Origin of the sequence: Ferrimonas senticii DSM 18821, from assembly GCF_000422665.1 — a bacterium.
GTDB lineage: Bacteria > Pseudomonadota > Gammaproteobacteria > Enterobacterales > Shewanellaceae > Ferrimonas > Ferrimonas senticii.
This window is the reverse complement of the sequence record NZ_AUGM01000023.1, coordinates 26,939-45,781: the sequence shown is the minus strand read 5'-3', so window position 1 is coordinate 45,781 and position 18,843 is coordinate 26,939. Positions and strand designations below refer to the sequence as shown.

At 52.3% G+C, this 18,843-nt stretch carries 27 protein-coding genes; 7 read left to right on the top strand and 20 right to left on the bottom strand.

All coding sequences use genetic code 11. The features are described from left to right. Positions 1–410: 410 nt before the first annotated feature. Genes G506_RS0112330 through G506_RS0112315 form a run of 4 tightly spaced genes read right to left on the bottom strand, consistent with a single transcriptional unit; the run spans position 411 to position 3,948 of the window. Positions 411–947 (bottom strand): TlpA family protein disulfide reductase, encoded by a 537-nt coding sequence (locus tag G506_RS0112330; protein ID WP_035387309.1) that lies wholly within the window; start codon positions 945–947, stop codon positions 411–413. 1 nt (position 948) lies between these two features. Further along, positions 949–1,413 carry a cytochrome c-type biogenesis protein gene (locus tag G506_RS0112325; RefSeq protein WP_028117138.1) on the bottom strand — a complete coding sequence of 155 codons (465 nt, stop codon included), beginning with the start codon at positions 1,411–1,413 and terminating at the stop codon, positions 949–951. Then, positions 1,410–1,967, bottom strand: a complete 558-nt coding sequence (locus G506_RS0112320; RefSeq protein WP_028117137.1) for a DsbE family thiol:disulfide interchange protein — start codon at positions 1,965–1,967, stop codon at positions 1,410–1,412. Before G506_RS0112320 ends, G506_RS0112325 begins: the two co-directional genes overlap by 4 nt. A 16-nt stretch (positions 1,968–1,983) precedes the next feature. Next, on the bottom strand, positions 1,984–3,948 hold the full coding sequence (locus G506_RS0112315) for a heme lyase CcmF/NrfE family subunit (protein WP_028117136.1): 1,965 nt from the start codon (positions 3,946–3,948) through the stop codon (positions 1,984–1,986). Positions 3,949–4,367: 419 nt separating this feature from the next. On the opposite strand from G506_RS0112315, the gene ccmI reads away from it, so the two are divergent. Then, positions 4,368–5,585 (top strand): c-type cytochrome biogenesis protein CcmI, encoded by a 1,218-nt coding sequence (gene ccmI, locus G506_RS0112310; RefSeq protein ID WP_028117135.1) that lies wholly within the window; start codon positions 4,368–4,370, stop codon positions 5,583–5,585. Positions 5,586–5,659: 74 nt separating this feature from the next. Here the strand turns inward: ccmI and G506_RS0112305 are convergent, their stop codons facing one another. After that, positions 5,660–5,956 (bottom strand): c-type cytochrome, encoded by a 297-nt coding sequence (locus G506_RS0112305; protein WP_028117134.1) that lies wholly within the window; start codon positions 5,954–5,956, stop codon positions 5,660–5,662. Positions 5,957–6,305: 349 nt separating this feature from the next. On the opposite strand from G506_RS0112305, the gene ccmA reads away from it, so the two are divergent. From ccmA to G506_RS0112275, 6 genes are all read left to right on the top strand, one after another. Next, entirely contained in the window at positions 6,306–6,959 is a 654-nt protein-coding gene (gene ccmA, locus G506_RS0112300) for a cytochrome c biogenesis heme-transporting ATPase CcmA (RefSeq protein ID WP_028117133.1), read from the top strand. A 4-nt stretch (positions 6,960–6,963) separates the two neighbouring features. Beyond that, on the top strand, positions 6,964–7,647 hold the full coding sequence (ccmB, locus tag G506_RS0112295; protein WP_028117132.1) for a heme exporter protein CcmB: 684 nt from the start codon (positions 6,964–6,966) through the stop codon (positions 7,645–7,647). Between the two features lie 2 nt (positions 7,648–7,649). Next, positions 7,650–8,393 carry a heme ABC transporter permease gene (locus G506_RS0112290; protein WP_028117131.1) on the top strand — a complete coding sequence of 248 codons (744 nt, stop codon included), beginning with the start codon at positions 7,650–7,652 and terminating at the stop codon, positions 8,391–8,393. Beyond that, a complete protein-coding gene (ccmD, locus tag G506_RS0112285; RefSeq protein WP_028117130.1) occupies positions 8,393–8,605 on the top strand; it encodes a heme exporter protein CcmD in 213 nt (70 codons plus the stop codon). Before G506_RS0112290 ends, ccmD begins: the two co-directional genes overlap by 1 nt. Further along, complete coding sequence (ccmE, locus tag G506_RS0112280) at positions 8,602–9,090, top strand: cytochrome c maturation protein CcmE (protein WP_028117129.1); 489 nt, start codon at positions 8,602–8,604, stop codon at positions 9,088–9,090. The genes ccmD and ccmE overlap by 4 nt, the downstream gene beginning before the upstream one ends. A 131-nt stretch (positions 9,091–9,221) precedes the next feature. Next, on the top strand, positions 9,222–10,736 hold the full coding sequence (locus tag G506_RS0112275; RefSeq protein WP_028117128.1) for a hypothetical protein: 1,515 nt from the start codon (positions 9,222–9,224) through the stop codon (positions 10,734–10,736). 323 nt (positions 10,737–11,059) lie between these two features. Here G506_RS0112275 and rplQ read toward each other — a convergent pair whose 3' ends face one another. From rplQ to rplE, 15 genes are all read right to left on the bottom strand, one after another. Next, entirely contained in the window at positions 11,060–11,449 is a 390-nt protein-coding gene (gene rplQ / locus G506_RS0112270; RefSeq protein ID WP_028117127.1) for a 50S ribosomal protein L17, read from the bottom strand. 36 nt (positions 11,450–11,485) lie between these two features. Beyond that, entirely contained in the window at positions 11,486–12,478 is a 993-nt protein-coding gene (locus G506_RS0112265; protein WP_028117126.1) for a DNA-directed RNA polymerase subunit alpha, read from the bottom strand. A 25-nt stretch (positions 12,479–12,503) separates the two neighbouring features. Then, on the bottom strand, positions 12,504–13,124 hold the full coding sequence (gene rpsD / locus G506_RS0112260; protein WP_028117125.1) for a 30S ribosomal protein S4: 621 nt from the start codon (positions 13,122–13,124) through the stop codon (positions 12,504–12,506). A gap of 25 nt (positions 13,125–13,149) precedes the next feature. Then, the gene (rpsK, locus tag G506_RS0112255) at positions 13,150–13,539 is read right to left on the bottom strand and encodes a 30S ribosomal protein S11 (protein ID WP_028117124.1); all 390 of its coding nucleotides are present in this window, start codon (positions 13,537–13,539) and stop codon (positions 13,150–13,152) included. Positions 13,540–13,553: 14 nt separating this feature from the next. Next, positions 13,554–13,910, bottom strand: coding sequence for a 30S ribosomal protein S13 (gene rpsM, locus G506_RS0112250; RefSeq protein WP_028117123.1), 357 nt, complete (start codon positions 13,908–13,910; stop codon positions 13,554–13,556). A 135-nt stretch (positions 13,911–14,045) separates the two neighbouring features. Continuing rightward, positions 14,046–14,159, bottom strand: a complete 114-nt coding sequence (gene rpmJ, locus G506_RS20730; protein ID WP_073326189.1) for a 50S ribosomal protein L36 — start codon at positions 14,157–14,159, stop codon at positions 14,046–14,048. 25 nt (positions 14,160–14,184) lie between these two features. After that, on the bottom strand, positions 14,185–15,504 hold the full coding sequence (secY, locus tag G506_RS0112245) for a preprotein translocase subunit SecY (protein WP_028117122.1): 1,320 nt from the start codon (positions 15,502–15,504) through the stop codon (positions 14,185–14,187). A gap of 18 nt (positions 15,505–15,522) precedes the next feature. Continuing rightward, on the bottom strand, positions 15,523–15,957 hold the full coding sequence (rplO, locus tag G506_RS0112240; RefSeq protein ID WP_028117121.1) for a 50S ribosomal protein L15: 435 nt from the start codon (positions 15,955–15,957) through the stop codon (positions 15,523–15,525). Between the two features lies 1 nt (position 15,958). Then, the gene (gene rpmD / locus G506_RS0112235; RefSeq protein WP_028117120.1) at positions 15,959–16,138 is read right to left on the bottom strand and encodes a 50S ribosomal protein L30; all 180 of its coding nucleotides are present in this window, start codon (positions 16,136–16,138) and stop codon (positions 15,959–15,961) included. Between the two features lie 5 nt (positions 16,139–16,143). Next, positions 16,144–16,644, bottom strand: a complete 501-nt coding sequence (gene rpsE / locus G506_RS0112230; protein ID WP_028117119.1) for a 30S ribosomal protein S5 — start codon at positions 16,642–16,644, stop codon at positions 16,144–16,146. A gap of 14 nt (positions 16,645–16,658) precedes the next feature. Then, positions 16,659–17,009 carry a 50S ribosomal protein L18 gene (gene rplR, locus G506_RS0112225; protein ID WP_028117118.1) on the bottom strand — a complete coding sequence of 117 codons (351 nt, stop codon included), beginning with the start codon at positions 17,007–17,009 and terminating at the stop codon, positions 16,659–16,661. A gap of 9 nt (positions 17,010–17,018) precedes the next feature. Next, positions 17,019–17,552 carry a 50S ribosomal protein L6 gene (rplF, locus tag G506_RS0112220; RefSeq protein WP_028117117.1) on the bottom strand — a complete coding sequence of 178 codons (534 nt, stop codon included), beginning with the start codon at positions 17,550–17,552 and terminating at the stop codon, positions 17,019–17,021. A gap of 13 nt (positions 17,553–17,565) precedes the next feature. Beyond that, positions 17,566–17,958 carry a 30S ribosomal protein S8 gene (gene rpsH, locus G506_RS0112215; protein WP_028117116.1) on the bottom strand — a complete coding sequence of 131 codons (393 nt, stop codon included), beginning with the start codon at positions 17,956–17,958 and terminating at the stop codon, positions 17,566–17,568. A 20-nt stretch (positions 17,959–17,978) separates the two neighbouring features. After that, positions 17,979–18,284: a 30S ribosomal protein S14 gene (gene rpsN / locus G506_RS0112210; protein WP_028117115.1), complete on the bottom strand. Its 306-nt coding sequence runs from the start codon at positions 18,282–18,284 to the stop codon at positions 17,979–17,981. Positions 18,285–18,296: 12 nt separating this feature from the next. After that, positions 18,297–18,836 carry a 50S ribosomal protein L5 gene (rplE, locus tag G506_RS0112205; RefSeq protein ID WP_028117114.1) on the bottom strand — a complete coding sequence of 180 codons (540 nt, stop codon included), beginning with the start codon at positions 18,834–18,836 and terminating at the stop codon, positions 18,297–18,299. Positions 18,837–18,843: the final 7 nt, after the last annotated feature.

Below are 18,843 nucleotides of genomic sequence, written 5' to 3'. Positions count from 1 at the left end.
TTCTCGTTCCACGTGAGTGCCCACACAGATTGTCTGACTAATTTTTAAAGAGCTTGTCTCGTTCGAGACAGGACGCGAATCTTACGCTTCCTATTTTTCACCGTCAAGCAGAATTTTAAACTTTCTTACTTTTCGGTTTTCTTTAAGTTTTGAGCGTTTCGCTTCAACTCTTAAAGAAGAGCGCCATTTTATTAAGTTAACTTCCGAAGTCAAGGACTTATTTTGAAAGTTTTCTTAGTGGCTGCTGCCTTATCAACCGCGGCCAACCGCGTTACCGCTGTGCCCCGTCGATGGAGGCGCATTATAGGGAGCCGTTGAATTGGCGCAACCCTAAAAATGAAAAAAGCAGATCGTTTGGTGAGAGTTTCACCGGATCTGCTTTTTGCGTTTAGGAAGTAAGCTGTTATCGCTTATTTCTTAAGATAGCCATCAATTAGCTGTCGAACCGAGGCGTTGTCCCAATCCACAAAGCTGCGGACAAAGGCCACTAGATTGCCCTGTTCATCTAATAGATAGGTAGCTGGGATCAGATCGGTTGGCAAGATCTGGCCAAAGCTATTGCGGTTATCGTAGTGGGTGCGCATCTGCGGCATGCCTAACTCTTTTAGGAATGGCATTACCACCGATGGATCACGATCAGTGGCCACCGGGATCACCTTTAAGCCCTGATCGGCATAATCCGCAGCAAAGCGTTCCAGCGATGGTAATTCACGAACACATGGCGGACACCACGTTGCCCACAGGTTGATCATCACCATCTCACCGCGATAGTCCTGCAGCTGCACTTCTCGACCGTGGGCATCAAAGAAGCCGACGCTCTCTAGTGCCTGCGGTTTAGACAATTGAATAAAACGCTGCACCGCAGGATCGGCGCCAGCACTACCGGCACCAGGAAACGCGTAAACGGAGGCGCTGAACAGCGCCACCACCAACAACCACGCTCGCATCTTACTTCTGATCCTTCAGCAGTGCGTCTAGCTTGGCTTTATCTTCAGCGGATACGCCTTCAACCGCTGCGCTTTGAGTACGCAGACGACGAACAAAGATAAAGGCGCCAATACCACCAAGCACAAAGAACGCTACCGGTCCCAGCCACAACACCATGGTACGGCTGTCAAAAGCCGGACGGTAACGCACGAAGTCACCGTAGCGATCGGTAAAGTAGGTCACGATCTCGTCGTTACTCATCCCCTCGCCGACCATGTCATACACCTGTAGGCGCATGTCCATGGCAATTGGAGAGTTGGAATCGTGCAGATTCTGGTTTTGACACTGTGGGCAGCGCAGCTCCGCTGCTAGGCTTTGGGCCCGCTCACGGTGCTGCTCGTCGTTAAACTGATAAGTATCGATTGGCGAAGCGGCAACCAAGGCCGCCCACACCATACCGCAAGCCGCAATGACTAACTTTCTCATGATTGCGCTCCCTGCGCTTGTGCTTCTGCGCGGATCTTATTGATCAGCGGCATAAACTCTTCCGCCCAAACCTGTGGCGCCAACACCCCAGCGAAGCGCTTGCGCACTACGCCATTGTGGTCGACAACGAAGGTTTCCGGGGCACCATACACACCCAGATCGAAGGCCAGCTTGCCCTCTGGATCAAAGATGTTGATGTTGTATGGATCGCCACTCATCTGCAGGTACTGCAACGCCGGTACTCGCTCGTCACGGTAGTTAATGCCATAGATAGGCAGCACATTCTGAGTTTGCAACTGGTTTAGGAATGGGTGCTCATACTTACACGATGGGCACCAAGTCGCCCAGACGTTGATCAGATACACCTCACCCTTCAGATCACTGGCAGTAATGATCTTGTCTGGATCTTCCAGTTGCTGCAGTTGGAACTGTGGCATTGGTTTACCAACCAATGCCGAGTCCAGTTCTGAAGGGTCCATGTACAGACCCTTGAACAGAAATGCAGCAACCCCTAAGAAGATAGCCAGAGGGATAAACAGCACAACACGCTTCATCATCTTTCCTTTCTACTTAAGCGTTAGCCAATTCACTGGCTTTTGACTTGGAAGCCTTGCGACCGCTGGTGCGTTTGTCCGCAGCGGAAATCAAGCCGCCGATGATCATGAACACGCCACCGATCCAGATCCAACGAACCATTGGTTTGTAGTTCAAGCGCACAGCGTATTGGGTCGCGTTCAGCGGATCACCCATAGTGACGTACAGATCGCGAGTGAAGCCCCAATCGATGCCGGATTCAGTCATGTCCATGGTACGTACGTTGTACTTACGACGGTCCGGGTACAAGGTGGTTACGTACTCGCCCTCTTTCTCAACGCGGATAACCCCTTGTTGAGCGGTAAAGTTCGGGCCTTGTACTGCTTGGGTGCGCTCGTAGGTAAAGGTGTAACCAGCCAACTCACCGGTAATACCTGGACCCATACGTACGGATTGCTCCATCTCGTAGTTAGATACCACAGTACCGCCGATGATCGACATCGCCACACCCAAGTGCGCGATCTGCATGCCCATGTAGCTGCGAGTCAGCTTACGAGTGGTGCTGCCACCGTTGCCGTCGCGGGTAACGCGCCACAGATCTTGAATTAGGGTGCAGATGATCCAAACCGCAGTGAAGATACCGCAGATCACCCAACCATTGGTTTTACCGCCCAGCACGTATGGAAGTACCACTGCCACCACCAAGGCGATGATCGCCGATGGCAGCAGTTTCTTCAGCTCACCCTCTTTGGACTTCTTCCAACGGATGAACGGACCAATACCCATGAACACGAACATCACTAGGACGATCGGGTTGAATACGGTGTTGAAGTACGGAGGACCAACCGAGATCTGACCCAGACCCAGCGCATCACCCAGCAGCGGATATAAGGTACCCAACAGTACCGCCCCGGTGGCTACCACCAGCAGTACGTTACACACCAACAACATGCTCTCTTTCGACAGCAGTTCAAAACGGGCTGGTGATTTCAGCTCAGTAGCACGCAGTGCAAACAGCGTCAGCGAGCCACCAACGGCGAGACCAAGCAGGATCAGAATGAACATCCCGCGAGACGGATCGGACGCAAACGAGTGCACCGAGGTTAGCACGCCGGAACGCACCAAGAAGGTACCCAGCAAGCTCAAGCTAAAGGCGAAAATCGACAGCAGGATGGTCCAGTTGCGGAAAGTACCGCGCTTTTCAGTCACGATCAGTGAGTGCACCAGTGCAGTACCGACCAACCATGGCATAAAGGAAGCGTTCTCTACTGGATCCCAGAACCACCAACCGCCCCAGCCCAGTTCGTAGTATGCCCACCATGAACCCAGTGCGTTACCGGCAGTCAAACAGGCCCACGCGGTCAAAGTCCATGGACGCGACCAACGCGCCCACGCTGAATCCAATCGGCCAGACAACAGTGCAGCAATCGCAAACGCGAAACTTACCGAGAAACCAACGTAGCCTAAGTACAGCAACGGCGGGTGGAAGATCAGACCAACATCTTGCAGCATTGGGTTCAAGTCGCGACCTTCCATCGGCGCGTTTGGCAACAGGCGCTCAAATGGATTAGAGGTCAGAATCATGAACAAGCTAAAGCCGACAATCACCATCCCTAATACCGCCAAAACACGGGCGGTAAAGGTATCTTCTAAACCTTTGCTAAAGGTGGCAATGGCGCCAACCCAAACGGCAATAGAGAATACCCAGAACAGCAACGAACCTTCATGGCTACCCCAAAGCGCGGCGATTTTGAAGTAAATCGGCAACTGGCTATTGGAGTTCGACGCCACGTTCATCACCGAGAAGTCATCGGTGGCAAAGGCATAACCCAAGCACACTACGGCGAGAGCCATAAAGCCAAACACACCATAGGCCAATGGCCGAGAGAAACTGACAAGATAGGCGTCCTTGCGCGCTACACCGACCAGTGGAACCACCGATAGCAGCACGGCGAAGGCCAAACCGATGATGAGAGAATAATGTCCAAGTTCAGGAATCATTAGCTTACCTCAGGAGGAAAAGTATCCAGTTCCTACGTTACCGCATTCGAACTGGGGTCATTGTCGCCATTTTAGGCAGGAACCTTGAAGATGTCTGCCGCCACCGCCGAGTTTTGCCAACTCAGTTCACAGCAACTTTTTTTTCGGACAGACATCACGTCAAAGTGACACCAGACCGTGCGTTAGCGGGTAAGACGCCAAAAGTTCAATAAAGTTGCGCGTACATTTACGCTTATTCAGGGATTTGTGATTATCCGCCCATATCCCTAAAGCAACAGGCTTGATGGCTGGGAACAGATCTGGTCATGCCAAGTCAGAGCCGTATAATCCAACGCTATTACCTATTTTATGTTCAGTGATTCGACTGAACTTCACGCCCGTAGCATAGGCTACTGCGTATTCACCACCGTGAGATTGCTATGACAAACTTCTGGATTGCTATCGCTGCCATTACGGCATTGGCTCTTTTAGTGATTTGGCTGCCGTTTATCCGCCGCGCCGCCACTGCCAACAAGGCTACTGATGCGGAAGTCCGTAAGCAGACCAACCTTAACCTATACAACGAGCGCATCGAAGAGCTGGGGCGCGAGCTGCAAGAAGGTCGTATCAATCAAGCCGAATACCAGGCGCTGGAACAAGAACTGCAGCTGAACCTGCTGCAAAACGTTGCCCAAGAAGACGATAAGTTGAGTGCTCGTCACGGCAGCCCAGTATGGCCAGCCGCAATGAGCGTGGTGTTACTGGCGCTGAGCGGTTACGTCTACATGGATCTGGGTCGAGCCAACGACTGGAACCTGCGTGATATGCCAAACGCCGGCAGCCCGCACAACAACATGAGCCCAGAGCAGATGATGGCGATGCGCATCGAGCAGATGGAGCAAGCCCAAGCCAACGATCCAAAGAACAGCCTAGGTTGGTTCGAGCTGGGTCACGCCTACATGGAATCCAGCCGCTACGCCGATTCCATCAAAGCGTTTGATAAAGCGATTGAGCTGGTTGGTGCCAAAGCCGATCTGTTGGGGCCTAAGGCCACCGCAATGTACTACGCAGCGGATCAGAACATCACCGCTGAGGTTCGCACTGTTATCGACCAAGCACTGGCCGATGACGATAAAGACCCATCAACCCGTCTGCTGCTGGGTATGGACGCCTTCTTTGGTGCTAACTACGAAGACGCCATCATGCATTGGGAGCTGATCCTCACCAGCCCACGACAAGACATCGATCGCGACGGTCTGATGAACGCCATCAACCAAGCCAAGATGTTCGTTGAGTCCGCCAAGTCGGCGCCAAAAGCTGACAACAGCGCGGCAGTGACCGTTAGCTTGCAATTGGATGGCAGCCTAACTGCAGATTCCAGCACCGCGGTCTTCCTGTTTGCCCGTCCAGCCGGTTCTGAAACCCCTGTTGCAGTGGCCCGCACCACCGTCGGTAAGCTGCCAAGCACCATCGTGCTGGATGACAGTTTTGCCATGTCTGCCGCCAACGTGATCAGCGCCCATGAAACCGTTGACGTAATGGCAGCAATTGATCTGGATGGCGACAAAAAGCCAACCGCTGGTGATATGCAAGGCCAACTGGCTGGGGTAAAGCTGGGTAGTGAAATCACCCTGACTATCGATACCGTCCTGCAGTAATCGAGCTTGGTTTAGGTAACAAAAAACGCCGCTTCAATCGAAGCGGCGTTTTTGTAGCTGCGGTTTAAGCCGGCTTACTTGCCAACCATATATTCGATGGCCGCTTTGAAGTCTTCATCACTGCAATCAAAGCAAGCGCCTTTGGATGGCATCGCGTTCAGGCCGTTGTTGACGCTGGCGACCAACGCATCCATGCCTTTTTGCAAACGCGGTGCCCATTGTTCTTTGTCCTGGTTCACCGGCGCGCCAGCCAAGCCGATTTCATGGCAGGTTTTACAGGCTTTTTCATACACCGCCTTACCATCGGCCGCCGCTACGTTTACGCTGAATACCGCTGCCGCTGCAGCCACCATCAACCATTGCTTTTTCATTTGATCCATCCCATTCCATAGAGAAACCCGCAAAGCGGCGGTTTCCAATCGGTTTATCGCCAGCAAGGCTTGCATGCCGCCTCAACCCCGCCACTGTTTGCAATACTGCCACGTTTTTTGAGCCCTGTCACAATCGCATCCACCGCCGGAAACCTTTGTTCAAATCCTAGGTCAATAAGCTCAAGTAAAGTGCCGAGTAGGTTTCGTTAGTTAGCTCACAACTCGAAGGAATTTCCTCTAATCAACTAGAGGTAACCTCAGAATTGCGAGTTGCTACAGCGACCGATTTCGACGCTATGTTAATATCGCTTCCCTAGATTAAAGACGACGAACCCGTCAAGAGGATCCGGTGACTCAAACCCGTCCACAACCGCTACTGCAAGCCAAGGCGCTGACCTGCATCCGCGAAGAGCGGATCCTGTTTGATGAACTGAGCTTTGACGTGAACGCGGGCGATATTATTCAGATTGAAGGGCCTAATGGCGCCGGTAAATCCAGCCTATTGCGCATCCTCGCCGGGCTGTCTCGTCCCTACGCTGGCGACGTCTATTTCGACAACACCGCCATCGACAAATGTCGCGATGAATACCACGAGCAACTGCTCTATCTCGGCCACCTGCCTGGGGTAAAAAGCGAATTGACCGCCGAAGAAAACCTCACCTTCAACATGAAGATGGCCGGCTACAATGACGCACCAATTGCCGCAACGCTGGCCAAGGTAAATCTTACTGGATTTGAGGATCACCCTGCCGGGCACTTATCGGCTGGTCAACACCGGCGGATCGCTCTGGCACGACTGTGGCACACCGAAGCTAAAATCTGGATTGTTGATGAGCCGATGACCGCTATTGATAAGCGCGGCGTTGAGGAGCTGGAAAAGCTGTTTCTACGCCACGCCGACAACGGCGGCTGCGTGATCCTGACCACCCACCAAGATCTGCTGCAGATCGGTGCTGATCGCCTGCGCAAACTGCGCCTTGAATACCAGTTTGCCGAGGAGTAACGCCATGCGTGAAATTAACTACTATCAGGCGTTTTCCACCGTATTAAAACGGGATCTGCAGATCGCCTTCCGTCATCGCGGTGACATCTTTAACCCACTGATGTTCTTCGTGATGGTGGTGACCCTGTTTCCATTGGGCATCGGCCCAGAACCAAACACCCTGATGGAGATCGCCCCGGGGATCATCTGGGTTGCGGCACTGCTCTCGTCGATGTTGTCGTTAGAGCGGCTGTTTAAATCTGACTACGCCGATGGCTCGCTAGAGCAGATGATGCTGAGCCCGCAACCGCTGTCACTGATGGTGCTGGCCAAAGTGTTGGCCCATTGGTTGGTCACCGGAGTGCCATTGATCCTAATGTCACCGCTGCTGGCCGTGCTGCTGAATTTGAGCGACAACGCCTATCTGGCATTGATGTCAACCTTAGCGATCGGCACCCCGATCCTATCTTTGTTAGGGGCAATTGGGGTGGCACTGACCGTTGGGCTGCCGAAAGGCGGCGTCTTGCTTAGTCTGCTGATCCTGCCGCTATATATTCCGGTATTGATTTTTGCCACCAGTGCAATTGATGCCGCATCGATGAATTTGCCGTTCACTGGGCACTTAGCTATCTTGGCGGCGCTCTTTGTCGGTTCTTTAGTTCTAGCCCCTGTCGCCATTAGTGCGGCTTTACGAGTGAGTACCAACTGATTATGTGGAAGTGGTTACACCCCTACGCCAACCCTGAGCGCGCTTACGCACTCGCTGGCACCCTACTACCGTGGTTCGCCACCCTTGCGACCCTATTGATCGCCACCGGCACCATTTTAGGTTTGGGCTTTGCCCCAGTGGACTATCAACAGGGCGACTCCTACCGCATTATCTTTATTCACGTGCCAGCGGCATCGATGTCGATGTCCGCCTATATGGCAATGGCGGTGTGTGCCTTTATCGGCTTGGTGTGGCAGATCAAACTGGCTGATATCGCCGCCGCCGCAATTGCACCGATCGGTGCAGTGCTAACCTTGATCGCTTTGGTCACTGGCGCCTCTTGGGGCAAACCGATGTGGGGCGCTTGGTGGGTGTGGGACGCTCGCCTAACCTCAGAATTGGTGCTGTTGTTCCTGTACTTGGGGGTAATCGCCCTGTACGCCTCATTTGAAGATAAAGTGATGGCCGCCAAAGCCGCTGGCATTTTGGCCATCGTCGGCGTGATTAACCTACCTATCATTAAGTATTCCGTTGAGTGGTGGAACACTCTGCACCAGCCAAACGCCATTACCGTTGGTAAGAGCAACAACATGCCGCCAGAGATGCTGATGCCACTGCTGTGCAACATCTTCGGCTTTATGATGCTGATTGCCGCCCTCAGCACCCTGCGCTTCCGTGCAGAGGTTCTGGCCCGTAACAGCATGCGCCCTTGGGTGCGCGCGCTGGTTGCTAAGGAGATCAAATAATGGAGTTCAGCTTACAGTTTTCCTCCATCAGTGAGTTTTTTAATATGGGCGGCTACGGCATCTATGTTTGGCTGTCCTACGGTACTGCTATCATCAGCTTAGGCGGCATCACCATTGCCTCAGTTCGCAAACGCAAAGCTGTACTAAAACAAATTGCCAGCAAGCAAGCTCGTGAAGAGCGCCTGCGCCAACATAGGAGCCAAAACCAATGAACCCACGCCGTAAAAAGCGCCTGTTATTCGCATCCGCTCTGGTAGGGGGTGTTGCCGCCGTTGGCTCACTGTTGGTGTTCGCTCTGAACTCCAACTTGGACCTGTTCTTTACCCCAACTGAAGTGGTTGAAGGCCGTAAAGATGGTGGTATGAAGCCAGAAGTTGGTCAGCGTATCCGCATCGGTGGCATGGTAGTGATGGGCTCAGTCGAGCGCGATCCAAATAGCCTCAAGATCGCTTTCCAAGTTGCCGATACTGGTCCAGCGGTAACCGTGTTATACGACGGCATGCTGCCGGATCTGTTCCGTGAAGGCCAAGGCATCGTCGCCCAAGGCACCTTGGTTGAACCGCATGTACTGGAAGCCTCTGAAGTGCTGGCTAAGCACGATGAGAACTACATGCCACCGGAAGTCGCTGAGGCGATGGGCGAAGGCCATCAAAAGATGGGCTACTCCGAAGAGCAGATGAAAGGCGGCGGCTACTAAGCCACCGCTTTGAAATCATTAACCGAGCCTAGGGCTCGGTTTTTTTTGGCCTCAACAACCGTAAATTTGCACTAACTTTCTAATCCTAAGTAGGAAAGTAACAAGGGCATATGTTGCTGTAGAGGCCTGATATGATTGTGAAGGATCAAACTGTACGACTTGCACAACAAACCGAAGTTGCCGCCGAGTCAGCACTGGAGCATCTATCACAATCCAACGCGCCAGTTATCGTCGATTTCGAGCTGAATCTGTGGCTGCGCGATCCCATCGAAACGTATCTGCTGCTCGCCAAACAACCGGCGTGGTTGGCGATTATGCTGCAGTTAGTGGAGATCCTTTTACCATGGCAATGGCTAAGCCGACGTTATGGCCATGATTGTCAGCAGCGCTTCCGTATTGCCCTTTATGAACGGCTTAATCCTGGTCTCTACCAGCAATGGTTAAAACGATGCCACACCCTCGCCAATCAATACGTTAATCGCCCCCTATTGCAAGCTTTGGCACAGCACCAAAGGCCGCTCACCATCGTTTGCGCAGGCCCCTCTCGGATCATCGGTCCGTTACTGGACGCCATTGAAGGGCTACCAGCCCATCAACGCTGGTATTGGCAAACTTCCCCGCAACCAGAGCGCCTCACCACCCTGGCGGAACTCGCAAGTAATAGCCGCCCGCTATGGCTAACGCAACGAAAACCCCAATTAGCCGCTTATCTCACTTACGTCGACATCATGCGCCCGCAATGGCCCGACGCTGTAAGCTATCAAGCAGGGTTGAAGCCGATGTTGCCCCTGGCCTATACCCTCAAGGTGAAACGCAGCAACGAGCGTTACTTTCGCAACACCCTCATCGCGCACGATTACCTATTGCTGGTGCTGGTGTTTGCCCTGACCAGTGATCAGCCGTTCCTAAGCGCCATAGCGATTGCCGCAACGATGCTGGCATTTTTTAGCCTGTACGAACTGGGCTATTACGAGAATGACCGCCGGGGTGTGCTGTTAGAAAAGAAAGCTAGGATCTCCAACACTTACCAAGCCTTGCACGGCAACTTCAAGCCGGCTTTTGCGATTGGCTGCGGAGTGCTGTTGTGGCTATTGGCCACCTACTTAGCGACGCCAGTGAGCTGGATTCCCGCACACTACCAATTACAGGGGCTTGCGGCATACGTCGGCGTTGGGTTGGGATTGATTGGCTTATTCGCTGCAACCGCTGGCGCGTTTTGGTGGCATAACCGGTTGCGCTTCAAGGGCCGCATTATCAGCTTCTTCTTGCTCCAGTCAGCAAGAACTATTGGCTACATTGTCGTGTTTGCAACAACGCCGCTAGCGGCGTTATATGCCATAAGCTGGGCGGTCGGCAAATGGGTACCGTACTTCGTCTACCGCTACAACGGCAGCGGCATCGGCTTGCCAAACCACCTGCTTACCGTTTCACTGTTCGGCCTAATGGCCCTACCGTGGTTTGTGGGAGGGGTATTGCCGTGGGAATTATGGCTACAACCCGCGAATCTGCTGATTCTGATCTACAGCGCCGTACGTGCAGGTCGAGACATCTATCTGTTCGCCGACCAAATGGTGCTTGCTAGCAGCAACGACGAACTAAAATCTTACACCGAGGCAACACCCACGTCTGAATCACTAAAGCAGTAATTAGGTTAGGTAGCCGGTTCCGCTCTTATACCAATTCGCTTAAGTAAATGGTCTATCTAGTGCGAAGGAGAAATCGTCTCAATCAAGGCATTCAACGCCGCTGCTAGTGGCTCTACCAGTAAGTTGAGTAACGCAGAGTGAGGCGATTTAATCCAGCAATAGTGATCAGATATTTAGGTGAGTTGGTATCACCATGCCATGAGATAGTAGCGATTTGATGGCTGTGATGACTGCCTCATGGCTGCGAACCATGGGGCTACATCAGCGGATTTTTGATATAAAAAAAGCGAGCCGAAGCTCGCTTTTTTTAGTGCTTAAGAAGCTTATTCTGCGTCAGCAGCAGCAACTTCAGCAGCTGGGCGGTCAACCAGCTCGATGTACGCCATAGGAGCGTTATCACCAGCACGGAAGCCACACTTCAGGATGCGGGTGTAACCACCAGCGCGCTCCAGGTAACGTGGACCCAGTTCATTAAACAGTTTGCCTACAGCCGCGTTGTCGCGGGTACGGGCGAATGCCAGACGGCGGTTTGCAACGCTGTCAGTTTTAGCCAAAGTGATCATTGGCTCTACTACACGGCGCAGCTCTTTTGCCTTAGGCAGGGTCGTCTTGATAACTTCGTGGTTAATCAGCGACACAGCCATGTTCTTAAACATAGCTTTACGGTGGCTGCTATTACGATTCAGTTGACGACCGCTCTTACGATGGCGCATGACCTTATCCTTCTAACCTAAATCTTTAAGATCTGGTTACATGTTGTCGACTAGAGACGCCGGCGGCCAGTTTTCCAGGCGCATGCCCAGAGACAGACCACGGGAAGCCAATACGTCTTTGATCTCGGTCAGAGACTTCTTACCCAGGTTAGGGGTCTTCAGTAGCTCAACCTCGGTACGCTGTACCAGATCGCCAATGTAGTGGATGGCTTCCGCTTTCAAGCAGTTAGCCGAACGAACTGTCAGTTCCAGATCGTCGACAGGACGCAGCAGAATCGGATCGAATTCCGGCTTCTCTTCTTTCTCTTCCGGCTCGCTGACATCGCGCAGGTCAACGAAGGCTTCCAGTTGTTCTGCCAGAATAGTGGCAGAACGGCGGATCGCTTCTTCAGGATCCAGGGTGCCGTCGGTGTGCATGTCGATAACCAGCTTGTCCAGATCGGTGCGCTGTTCAACACGAGCGGCTTCAACATTGTAAGCAATGCGAACCACTGGGCTGAAAGACGCATCTACCAGCAGACGGCCGATAGGACGTTCGTCCTCTTCAACCTGTGCGCGAGCAGACGCTGGCATGTAGCCACGACCGATCTCAACTTTAATGCGCATGCTGATTTCAGCATCAGCACCGGTCAGAGTGCAGATCAGATGATCGGGATTAACGATCTCTACATCACCGTCATGGGTGATATCTGCTGCAGTGACAGGGCCCGCACCGGACTTGCTCAGGGTCAGAGTAGCTTCCTCTTTCCCTTCTAGCTTTACAGCCAACCCTTTCAGGTTCAGCAGGATTTCAAGAACGTCCTCTTGAACGCCTTCTTTGCTGCTGTACTCGTGCAGTACACCGTCGATTTCAACTTCGGTCACTGCACAACCAGGCATGGAAGAGAGCAGGATGCGACGCAGAGCGTTGCCCAGAGTGTGGCCAAAACCACGCTCCAGCGGCTCCAGAGTCACTTTAGCCCGGTTAGGGCTAACCTGATCAATATCGACAAGTCGTGGTTTTAGAAATTCGGTAACAGAACCCTGCATTTTGTCCTCTCTTAACGGTTAAGCTTTACTTGGAGTAAAGCTCTACGATCAGCTGTTCGTTGATGTCAGCAGACAAGTCGCTACGCTCTGGGAAGCGCTTGAAAGTGCCTTCCATCTTAGCTGCGTCTACTTCAACCCAAGTTGGCTTCTCGCGCTGCTCAGCAACTTCCAGAGCGCCTTTGATACGCGCCTGCTTCTGAGACTTCTCACGAACAGCGATAACGTCGTTCGGAGATACGCGGAAGGATGGGATGTTTACAACACGACCGTTAACCTTGATGGCCTTGTGGCTTACCAGCTGGCGTGCTTCAGCGCGAGTTGCACCAAAGCCCATACGGTAAACTACGTTGTCCAGACGGGTTTCCAGCAGAACCAGCAGGTTCTCACCAGTGTTGCCCTTCTGACGTGCCGCATCCTTGTAGTAGTTACGGAACTGCTTTTCCAGTACGCCGTAGATACGACGAACTTTTTGTTTTTCGCGCAGCTGAACACCGTAGTCAGACAGACGAGCGCGACGAGCGCCGTGCTGACCAGGTACGGTATCAATCTTACACTTAGAATCGATCGCTCGAACGCCAGACTTCAGGAACAGATCAGTTCCTTCGCGACGGGCTAGTTTGAGCTTAGGACCCAAATATCTTGCCATGTTTCTTCTCCAACTGTCCTAAAGGTTACACGCGACGCTTTTTAGGCGGGCGACAACCGTTGTGTGGGATCGGAGTAACATCGGTGATGTTGGTGATGCGGAAGCCCGCAGCATTCAGAGCACGGATGGATGACTCACGACCTGGACCAGGACCTTTCACCTCTACTTCCAGGTTCTTCAGGCCGTACTCTTTTGCGATTTCAGCGCAACGCTCAGCAGCAACCTGTGCAGCGAACGGAGTAGACTTACGAGAACCACGGAAACCAGAGCCACCTGCGGTAGCCCACGCCAGAGCGTTGCCCTGACGGTCAGTGATGGTCACGATGGTGTTGTTGAAGGAAGCATGAACGTGTGCGATACCGTCTGCGACCTGTTTACGTACCTTCTTACGAGTACGAGAAGGAGCTTTAGCCATTGCTTATAATCCCCTTACTTCTTAATCGGCTTACGCGGACCTTTACGGGTACGCGCGTTGGTTTTGGTACGTTGACCACGAAGCGGCAAGCTACGACGATGACGCAGACCGCGGTAGCAGCCCAGGTCCATCAGACGCTTGATGTTCATGGAGATCTCACGACGCAGGTCACCTTCTACGATGAACTGGCCAACGACTTCACGCACTTTATCGATAGTGGATTCGTCTAGATCCTTAAACTTGGCATCTTCAGCAATACCGGCCTCTGCGCAAACGAGTTTTGCGCGAGTGGCACCAATGCCGAAAATGGCGGTTAGAGCGATCACCGCATGTTTATGCTCTGGAATGTTAATGCCAGCGATACGGGCCACTATAGCACTCCTACATTTTCTGGTTGACTGCGAAAAGCCCGGTAGGATACTCAACAGCCAACTACATTGCAACAACACAGGGGCTGACCAGTTTGGTCAGCCCTGTGCACTTTGTTTGGTTAATGACTAAGTCAATTAACCTTGACGCTGTTTGTGCTTCGGCTCAGAGCAGATTACACGAACAACACCATTACGTTTGATCACCTTACAGTTGCGGCACATTGCCTTAACTGATGCACGAACTTTCATTTTGATACTCCGTGGGTTGGCGCGCTTAACGGCCGTAGCCTTTAAGGTTGGCCTTTTTCAGGACAGACTCATACTGAGATGACATCAGATGAGTTTGGACCTGGGCCATGAAGTCCATGATCACTACCACCATAATCAACAGTGAAGTTCCACCGAGGTAGAACGGCACATTGGTGGTGATCATCAAGAACTCCGGAACCAGACAGATAAAGGTAATGTACGCAGCACCAACCAAAGTTAGGCGGGTCATCACTTTATCAATGTAGCGGGCAGTTTGCTCGCCTGGACGAATTCCAGGGATAAACGCACCACTCTTTTTCAAGTTGTCAGCTGTTTCACGCGGGTTGAAAACCAACGCCGTGTAGAAGAAACAGAAGAACACGATTGCCACAGCATAAATCAACACGTACAGCGGTTGACCTGGAGACAGTGCCAGAGAAATATCTGACAGGATGCCACCAGAGTTTTTATCAAACCACTGGGCCAGAGTGCCTGGGAACAGGATCAAACTGGACGCGAAGATCGGCGGAATCACACCAGCCATGTTTACCTTAAGTGGTAAATGGGTGCTTTGTGCGGCAAACACTTTACGGCCTTGCTGACGCTTGGCGTAGTTTACCACGATACGGCGTTGGCCGCGCTCCATAAATACCACAAAGGCAGTAACCAGACCGATTAGAGCCACAATACCGAGCAGCAAGAGTAGATGCAGTTCACCTTGACGAGCTTGTTCAGCCGTTTGACCGATCGCAGAAGGCAGACCAGCAACGATACCTGTAAAGATCAGGATCGAAATGCCGTTGCCAATACCGCGTTCGGTGATTTGCTCACCCAGCCACATAAGGAACATGGTACCGGTGACCAAGGAGACGATTGCTACAAAGTAGAAACCGAAACCTGGGTTTACAACCAGACCAGGAACCATTGAAGGTAGGCCGGTTGCGACACCGATAGATTGGAAGAAGGCTAGGCCCAAAGTGCCGTAGCGAGTCCACTGGTTGATCTTACGACGACCAGTCTCCCCTTCCTTCTTCCACTCTGCGAGAGTTGGGTGCACCACGGTCAATAACTGCATGATAATCGATGCAGAGATGTACGGCATGATGCCCAAAGCAAACACAGAAGCACGCTCCAAGGCGCCACCGGAGAACATGTTAAACATCTCTACGATGGTGCCCTGTTGCTGATTGAACAACTCGGCAAGAACAGCAGCGTCAATACCAGGAATTGGTACGAAAGAACCAGCTCGGAACACAATAATGGCTCCAAGGACAAACAACAGGCGCGCTTTCAATTCAGAAAGGCCCCCTTTCGCACTTTTTAATTCAAGTCCTGGTTTTGCCATTGCTTACTCTACTTCCCGTTATTCTTCGATTTTGCCGCCCGCAGCTTCAATGGCAGCGCGCGCACCTTTGGTCACTTTCAGACCAGAGATGGTTACTGGGCGCTCGATTTTACCTGAAAGCACAACTTTCGCAAACTGAATGTTAGCAGTTACGAGGCCAGCTTCTTTCAGGGTAGCCAGAGAAACCACGTCGCCTTCTACTTTCGCAATTTCGTGCAGACGCACTTCAGTGGAAACCAGAGACTTACGGGAAGTAAAACCAAACTTAGGCAGACGCTGTTTGATAGGCATTTGACCGCCTTCAAAGCCAGGACGGATGCCGCCGCCGGAGCGGGACTTCTGACCTTTGTGGCCACGACCACCGGTTTTACCCAGGCCAGAACCGATACCGCGACCTAAACGCTTGGCAGCGGTTTTAGCACCTGGAGCTGGAGACAAAGTATTCAGACGCATCTTAGTCCTCCACCTTCACCATGTAGTAAACCTTGTTGATCATACCGCGAACAGAAGGGGTATCTTCCAGTTCAACAGTGTGACCGATTTTGCGCAGACCCAGACCAGTCAGAGTTGCCTTGTGCTTAGGCAGACGACCGATGCTGGATTTGGTTTGGGTAACCTTAATAGTCTTAGCCATCTCGATTAACCTCGCAGTTCTTCAACGCTCAGGCCACGCTTAGCTGCTACTTTCTCCGGAGAGTTCATAGAAGTCAGAGCGTCAACGGTAGAGCGTACGATGTTGATCGGGTTGGTAGAACCGTAGGCTTTTGCCAGTACGTTGTGTACACCAGCAACTTCCAGAACGGCGCGCATTGCACCACCAGCGATAATACCGGTACCGTCAGAAGCAGGCTGCATGTATACCTTGGAGCCAGAGTGACGGCCCTTCACTGGGTGGTGAAGAGTGCCATTGTTCAGGTTCACGGTCAGCATGTTGCGACGAGCTTTTTCCATCGCTTTTTGGATAGCAGCAGGCACTTCACGTGCTTTGCCGTAACCGAAACCAACCTTACCGTTACCGTCACCAACTACAGTCAGTGCGGTAAAGCTAAAGATGCGACCACCTTTAACTACTTTAGAAACGCGGTTTACTGCAATGAGCTTCTCTTGCAGATCACCGGCTTGATTCTCATGATTCGCCATTGTCCACTCCCAACTTAGAACTGGAGGCCAGCTTCACGAGCAGCGTCAGCCAGAGCTTTAACGCGACCGTGATACTTAAAGCCACTGCGATCGAAGGCCAGAGCAGTGATGCCCTTTTCTTGAGCGCGCTCAGCCACTGCTTTACCAACTGCCATAGCGGCGGCGATGTTGCTGGTACCTTTCAGTTCACCAGCGATCGCTTTCTCTACGGTAGAAGCGGCAGCCACTACGGTTGCATCCGCAGCGATAACCTGGGCGTAGATGTGGCGTGGAGTACGGAACACGACCAGACGGGTCGCGCCCATTTCCTGAATTTGTTTGCGTACGCGAGTAGCGCGACGCAGACGAGCTGCTTTCTTGTCCATCGTATTACCTTACTTCTTCTTGGCTTCTTTACGACGCACGTTTTCATCAGCGTAACGAACACCTTTGCCTTTGTAAGGCTCAGGAGCACGGTATGCGCGGATGTTAGCAGCAGCTTGACCTACAACCTGCTTGTCGGCGCCAGTAAGCACGATTTCAGTTTGGCTTGGGCACTCGGCTTTCACACCTTCTGGCAGCTCGTAAGCTACAGGGTGAGAGAAACCCAGAGTCAGGTTTACGGTGTTACCTGCAACAGCCACACGGTAACCAACACCCAGCAGGGTCAGTTTACGAGTGAAGCCTTCGGTTACGCCTTGAACCATGTTGTTAACCAAAGCGCGAGCGGTACCAGCTTGTGCCCATGCGTTGGCAGCGCCTTCGCGTGGACCGAAAGTGATTTCAGCTTCTTCTTTGGTTAGAACTACTGCATCGTGGATTACACGAGTCAGAGTACCCTTACCACCTTTAACGGTGATCTCTTGACCGTTGATGGTCACTTCTACGCCTGCAGGGATAGCAACAGGTGCCTTAGCTACACGAGACATTAGTGCTCCTCCCTTATGCTACGTAGCAGATGATCTCGCCGCCCATACCCAGGTTACGGGCTGCACGGTCGGTCATCACACCTTTAGAGGTGGATACGATTGCGATACCCAGACCACCCATTACTTTTGGCAGCTCATCTTTTTTCTTGTAGATGCGCAGGCCTGGGCGGCTGGCACGCTCGATAGATTCAACTACCGGCTTACCTTGGAAGTACTTCAGAGTAACTTCCAGAGTAGGTTTAACGTCGCCAGAAACGGCGAAGTCTGCAATGTAGCCTTCTGCTTTCAGTACTGCAGCAATAGCTTTCTTCAGGTTAGAAGAAGGCATGGTTACAGATACTTTGCTTGCAGCCTGGCCGTTACGGATGCGCGTCAGCATATCCGCGATCGGATCTTGCATGCTCATATTCGCTTACTCCCGAATGCTTACCAAGAGGCCTTTTTCAGGCCAGGAACTTCGCCACGCATAGCGGCTTCACGCAGCTTGATACGGCTCAGGCCGAACTTGCGCAGGTAGCCGTGTGGACGACCAGTGATGTTACAGCGGTTACGCTGACGGATGGCACTGGAGTCACGCGGGAGGGTTTGCAGCTTGAGCACTGCATTCCAACGATCTTCTTCAGACGCGTTAACATCGTTGATGATAGCTTTCAGCGCGGCACGCTTTTCAGCGTACTTAGCAACCAGCTTGGTGCGCTTTTCGTCGCGCGCCTTCATTGATTGTTTAGCCATTGTCCCTACACCTTACTTGCGGAATGGGAAGTTAAAGGCAGCCAGCAGAGCACGACCTTCCTCGTCAGACTTCGCGGAAGTGGTAATGGTGATGTCCATACCGCGAATTTTATCGATCTTGTCGTAATCGATTTCTGGGAAGATGATTTGCTCACGAACGCCCATGGAGTAGTTACCACGACCATCGAACGCTTTCGGGTTCAGGCCACGGAAGTCACGGATACGAGGAACCGCGATACATACCAGACGCTCGAAAAACTCCCACATACGCTCGCCGCGCAGGGTGACTTTACAACCAATCGGGTAACCTTCACGGATCTTAAAGCCAGCAACAGACTTGCGAGCTTTAGTGATCAGAGGTTTCTGACCAGAAACAGCTGCCATATCAGCTACAGCGTTTTCCAGCACCTTCTTGTCCGCTACGGCTTCACCGACACCCATGTTCAGGGTGATCTTTTCGATCCGTGGGACTTGCATGATGCTCTTGTAGCCGAACTGCTGCATCAGTTCTTTTACTACAGCTTCTTTGTAGTAATCATGCAGTTTCGCCATCGTTAAC

Excerpts from the sequence above, each read along its gene's own strand:
- G506_RS0112330 (WP_035387309.1), bottom strand. The coding sequence starts at position 947 with ATGCGAGCGTGGTTGTTGGTGGTGGCGCTGTTCAGCGCCTCCGTTTAC.
- G506_RS0112325 (WP_028117138.1), bottom strand. The coding sequence starts at position 1,413 with ATGAGAAAGTTAGTCATTGCGGCTTGCGGTATGGTGTGGGCGGCCTTG.
- G506_RS0112320 (WP_028117137.1), bottom strand. The coding sequence starts at position 1,967 with ATGAAGCGTGTTGTGCTGTTTATCCCTCTGGCTATCTTCTTAGGGGTT.
- G506_RS0112315 (WP_028117136.1), bottom strand. The coding sequence starts at position 3,948 with ATGATTCCTGAACTTGGACATTATTCTCTCATCATCGGTTTGGCCTTC.
- ccmI (WP_028117135.1), top strand. The coding sequence starts at position 4,368 with ATGACAAACTTCTGGATTGCTATCGCTGCCATTACGGCATTGGCTCTT.
- G506_RS0112305 (WP_028117134.1), bottom strand. The coding sequence starts at position 5,956 with ATGAAAAAGCAATGGTTGATGGTGGCTGCAGCGGCAGCGGTATTCAGC.
- ccmB (WP_028117132.1), top strand. The coding sequence starts at position 6,964 with ATGCGTGAAATTAACTACTATCAGGCGTTTTCCACCGTATTAAAACGG.
- G506_RS0112290 (WP_028117131.1), top strand. The coding sequence starts at position 7,650 with ATGTGGAAGTGGTTACACCCCTACGCCAACCCTGAGCGCGCTTACGCA.
- ccmD (WP_028117130.1), top strand. The coding sequence starts at position 8,393 with ATGGAGTTCAGCTTACAGTTTTCCTCCATCAGTGAGTTTTTTAATATG.
- ccmE (WP_028117129.1), top strand. The coding sequence starts at position 8,602 with ATGAACCCACGCCGTAAAAAGCGCCTGTTATTCGCATCCGCTCTGGTA.
- G506_RS0112275 (WP_028117128.1), top strand. The coding sequence starts at position 9,222 with ATGATTGTGAAGGATCAAACTGTACGACTTGCACAACAAACCGAAGTT.
- rplQ (WP_028117127.1), bottom strand. The coding sequence starts at position 11,449 with ATGCGCCATCGTAAGAGCGGTCGTCAACTGAATCGTAATAGCAGCCAC.
- G506_RS0112265 (WP_028117126.1), bottom strand. The coding sequence starts at position 12,478 with ATGCAGGGTTCTGTTACCGAATTTCTAAAACCACGACTTGTCGATATT.
- rpsD (WP_028117125.1), bottom strand. The coding sequence starts at position 13,124 with ATGGCAAGATATTTGGGTCCTAAGCTCAAACTAGCCCGTCGCGAAGGA.
- rpsK (WP_028117124.1), bottom strand. The coding sequence starts at position 13,539 with ATGGCTAAAGCTCCTTCTCGTACTCGTAAGAAGGTACGTAAACAGGTC.
- rpmJ (WP_073326189.1), bottom strand. The coding sequence starts at position 14,159 with ATGAAAGTTCGTGCATCAGTTAAGGCAATGTGCCGCAACTGTAAGGTG.
- secY (WP_028117122.1), bottom strand. The coding sequence starts at position 15,504 with ATGGCAAAACCAGGACTTGAATTAAAAAGTGCGAAAGGGGGCCTTTCT.
- rplO (WP_028117121.1), bottom strand. The coding sequence starts at position 15,957 with ATGCGTCTGAATACTTTGTCTCCAGCTCCAGGTGCTAAAACCGCTGCC.
- rpmD (WP_028117120.1), bottom strand. The coding sequence starts at position 16,138 with ATGGCTAAGACTATTAAGGTTACCCAAACCAAATCCAGCATCGGTCGT.
- rpsE (WP_028117119.1), bottom strand. The coding sequence starts at position 16,644 with ATGGCGAATCATGAGAATCAAGCCGGTGATCTGCAAGAGAAGCTCATT.
- rplR (WP_028117118.1), bottom strand. The coding sequence starts at position 17,009 with ATGGACAAGAAAGCAGCTCGTCTGCGTCGCGCTACTCGCGTACGCAAA.
- rplF (WP_028117117.1), bottom strand. The coding sequence starts at position 17,552 with ATGTCTCGTGTAGCTAAGGCACCTGTTGCTATCCCTGCAGGCGTAGAA.
- rpsH (WP_028117116.1), bottom strand. The coding sequence starts at position 17,958 with ATGAGCATGCAAGATCCGATCGCGGATATGCTGACGCGCATCCGTAAC.
- rpsN (WP_028117115.1), bottom strand. The coding sequence starts at position 18,284 with ATGGCTAAACAATCAATGAAGGCGCGCGACGAAAAGCGCACCAAGCTG.
- rplE (WP_028117114.1), bottom strand. The coding sequence starts at position 18,836 with ATGGCGAAACTGCATGATTACTACAAAGAAGCTGTAGTAAAAGAACTG.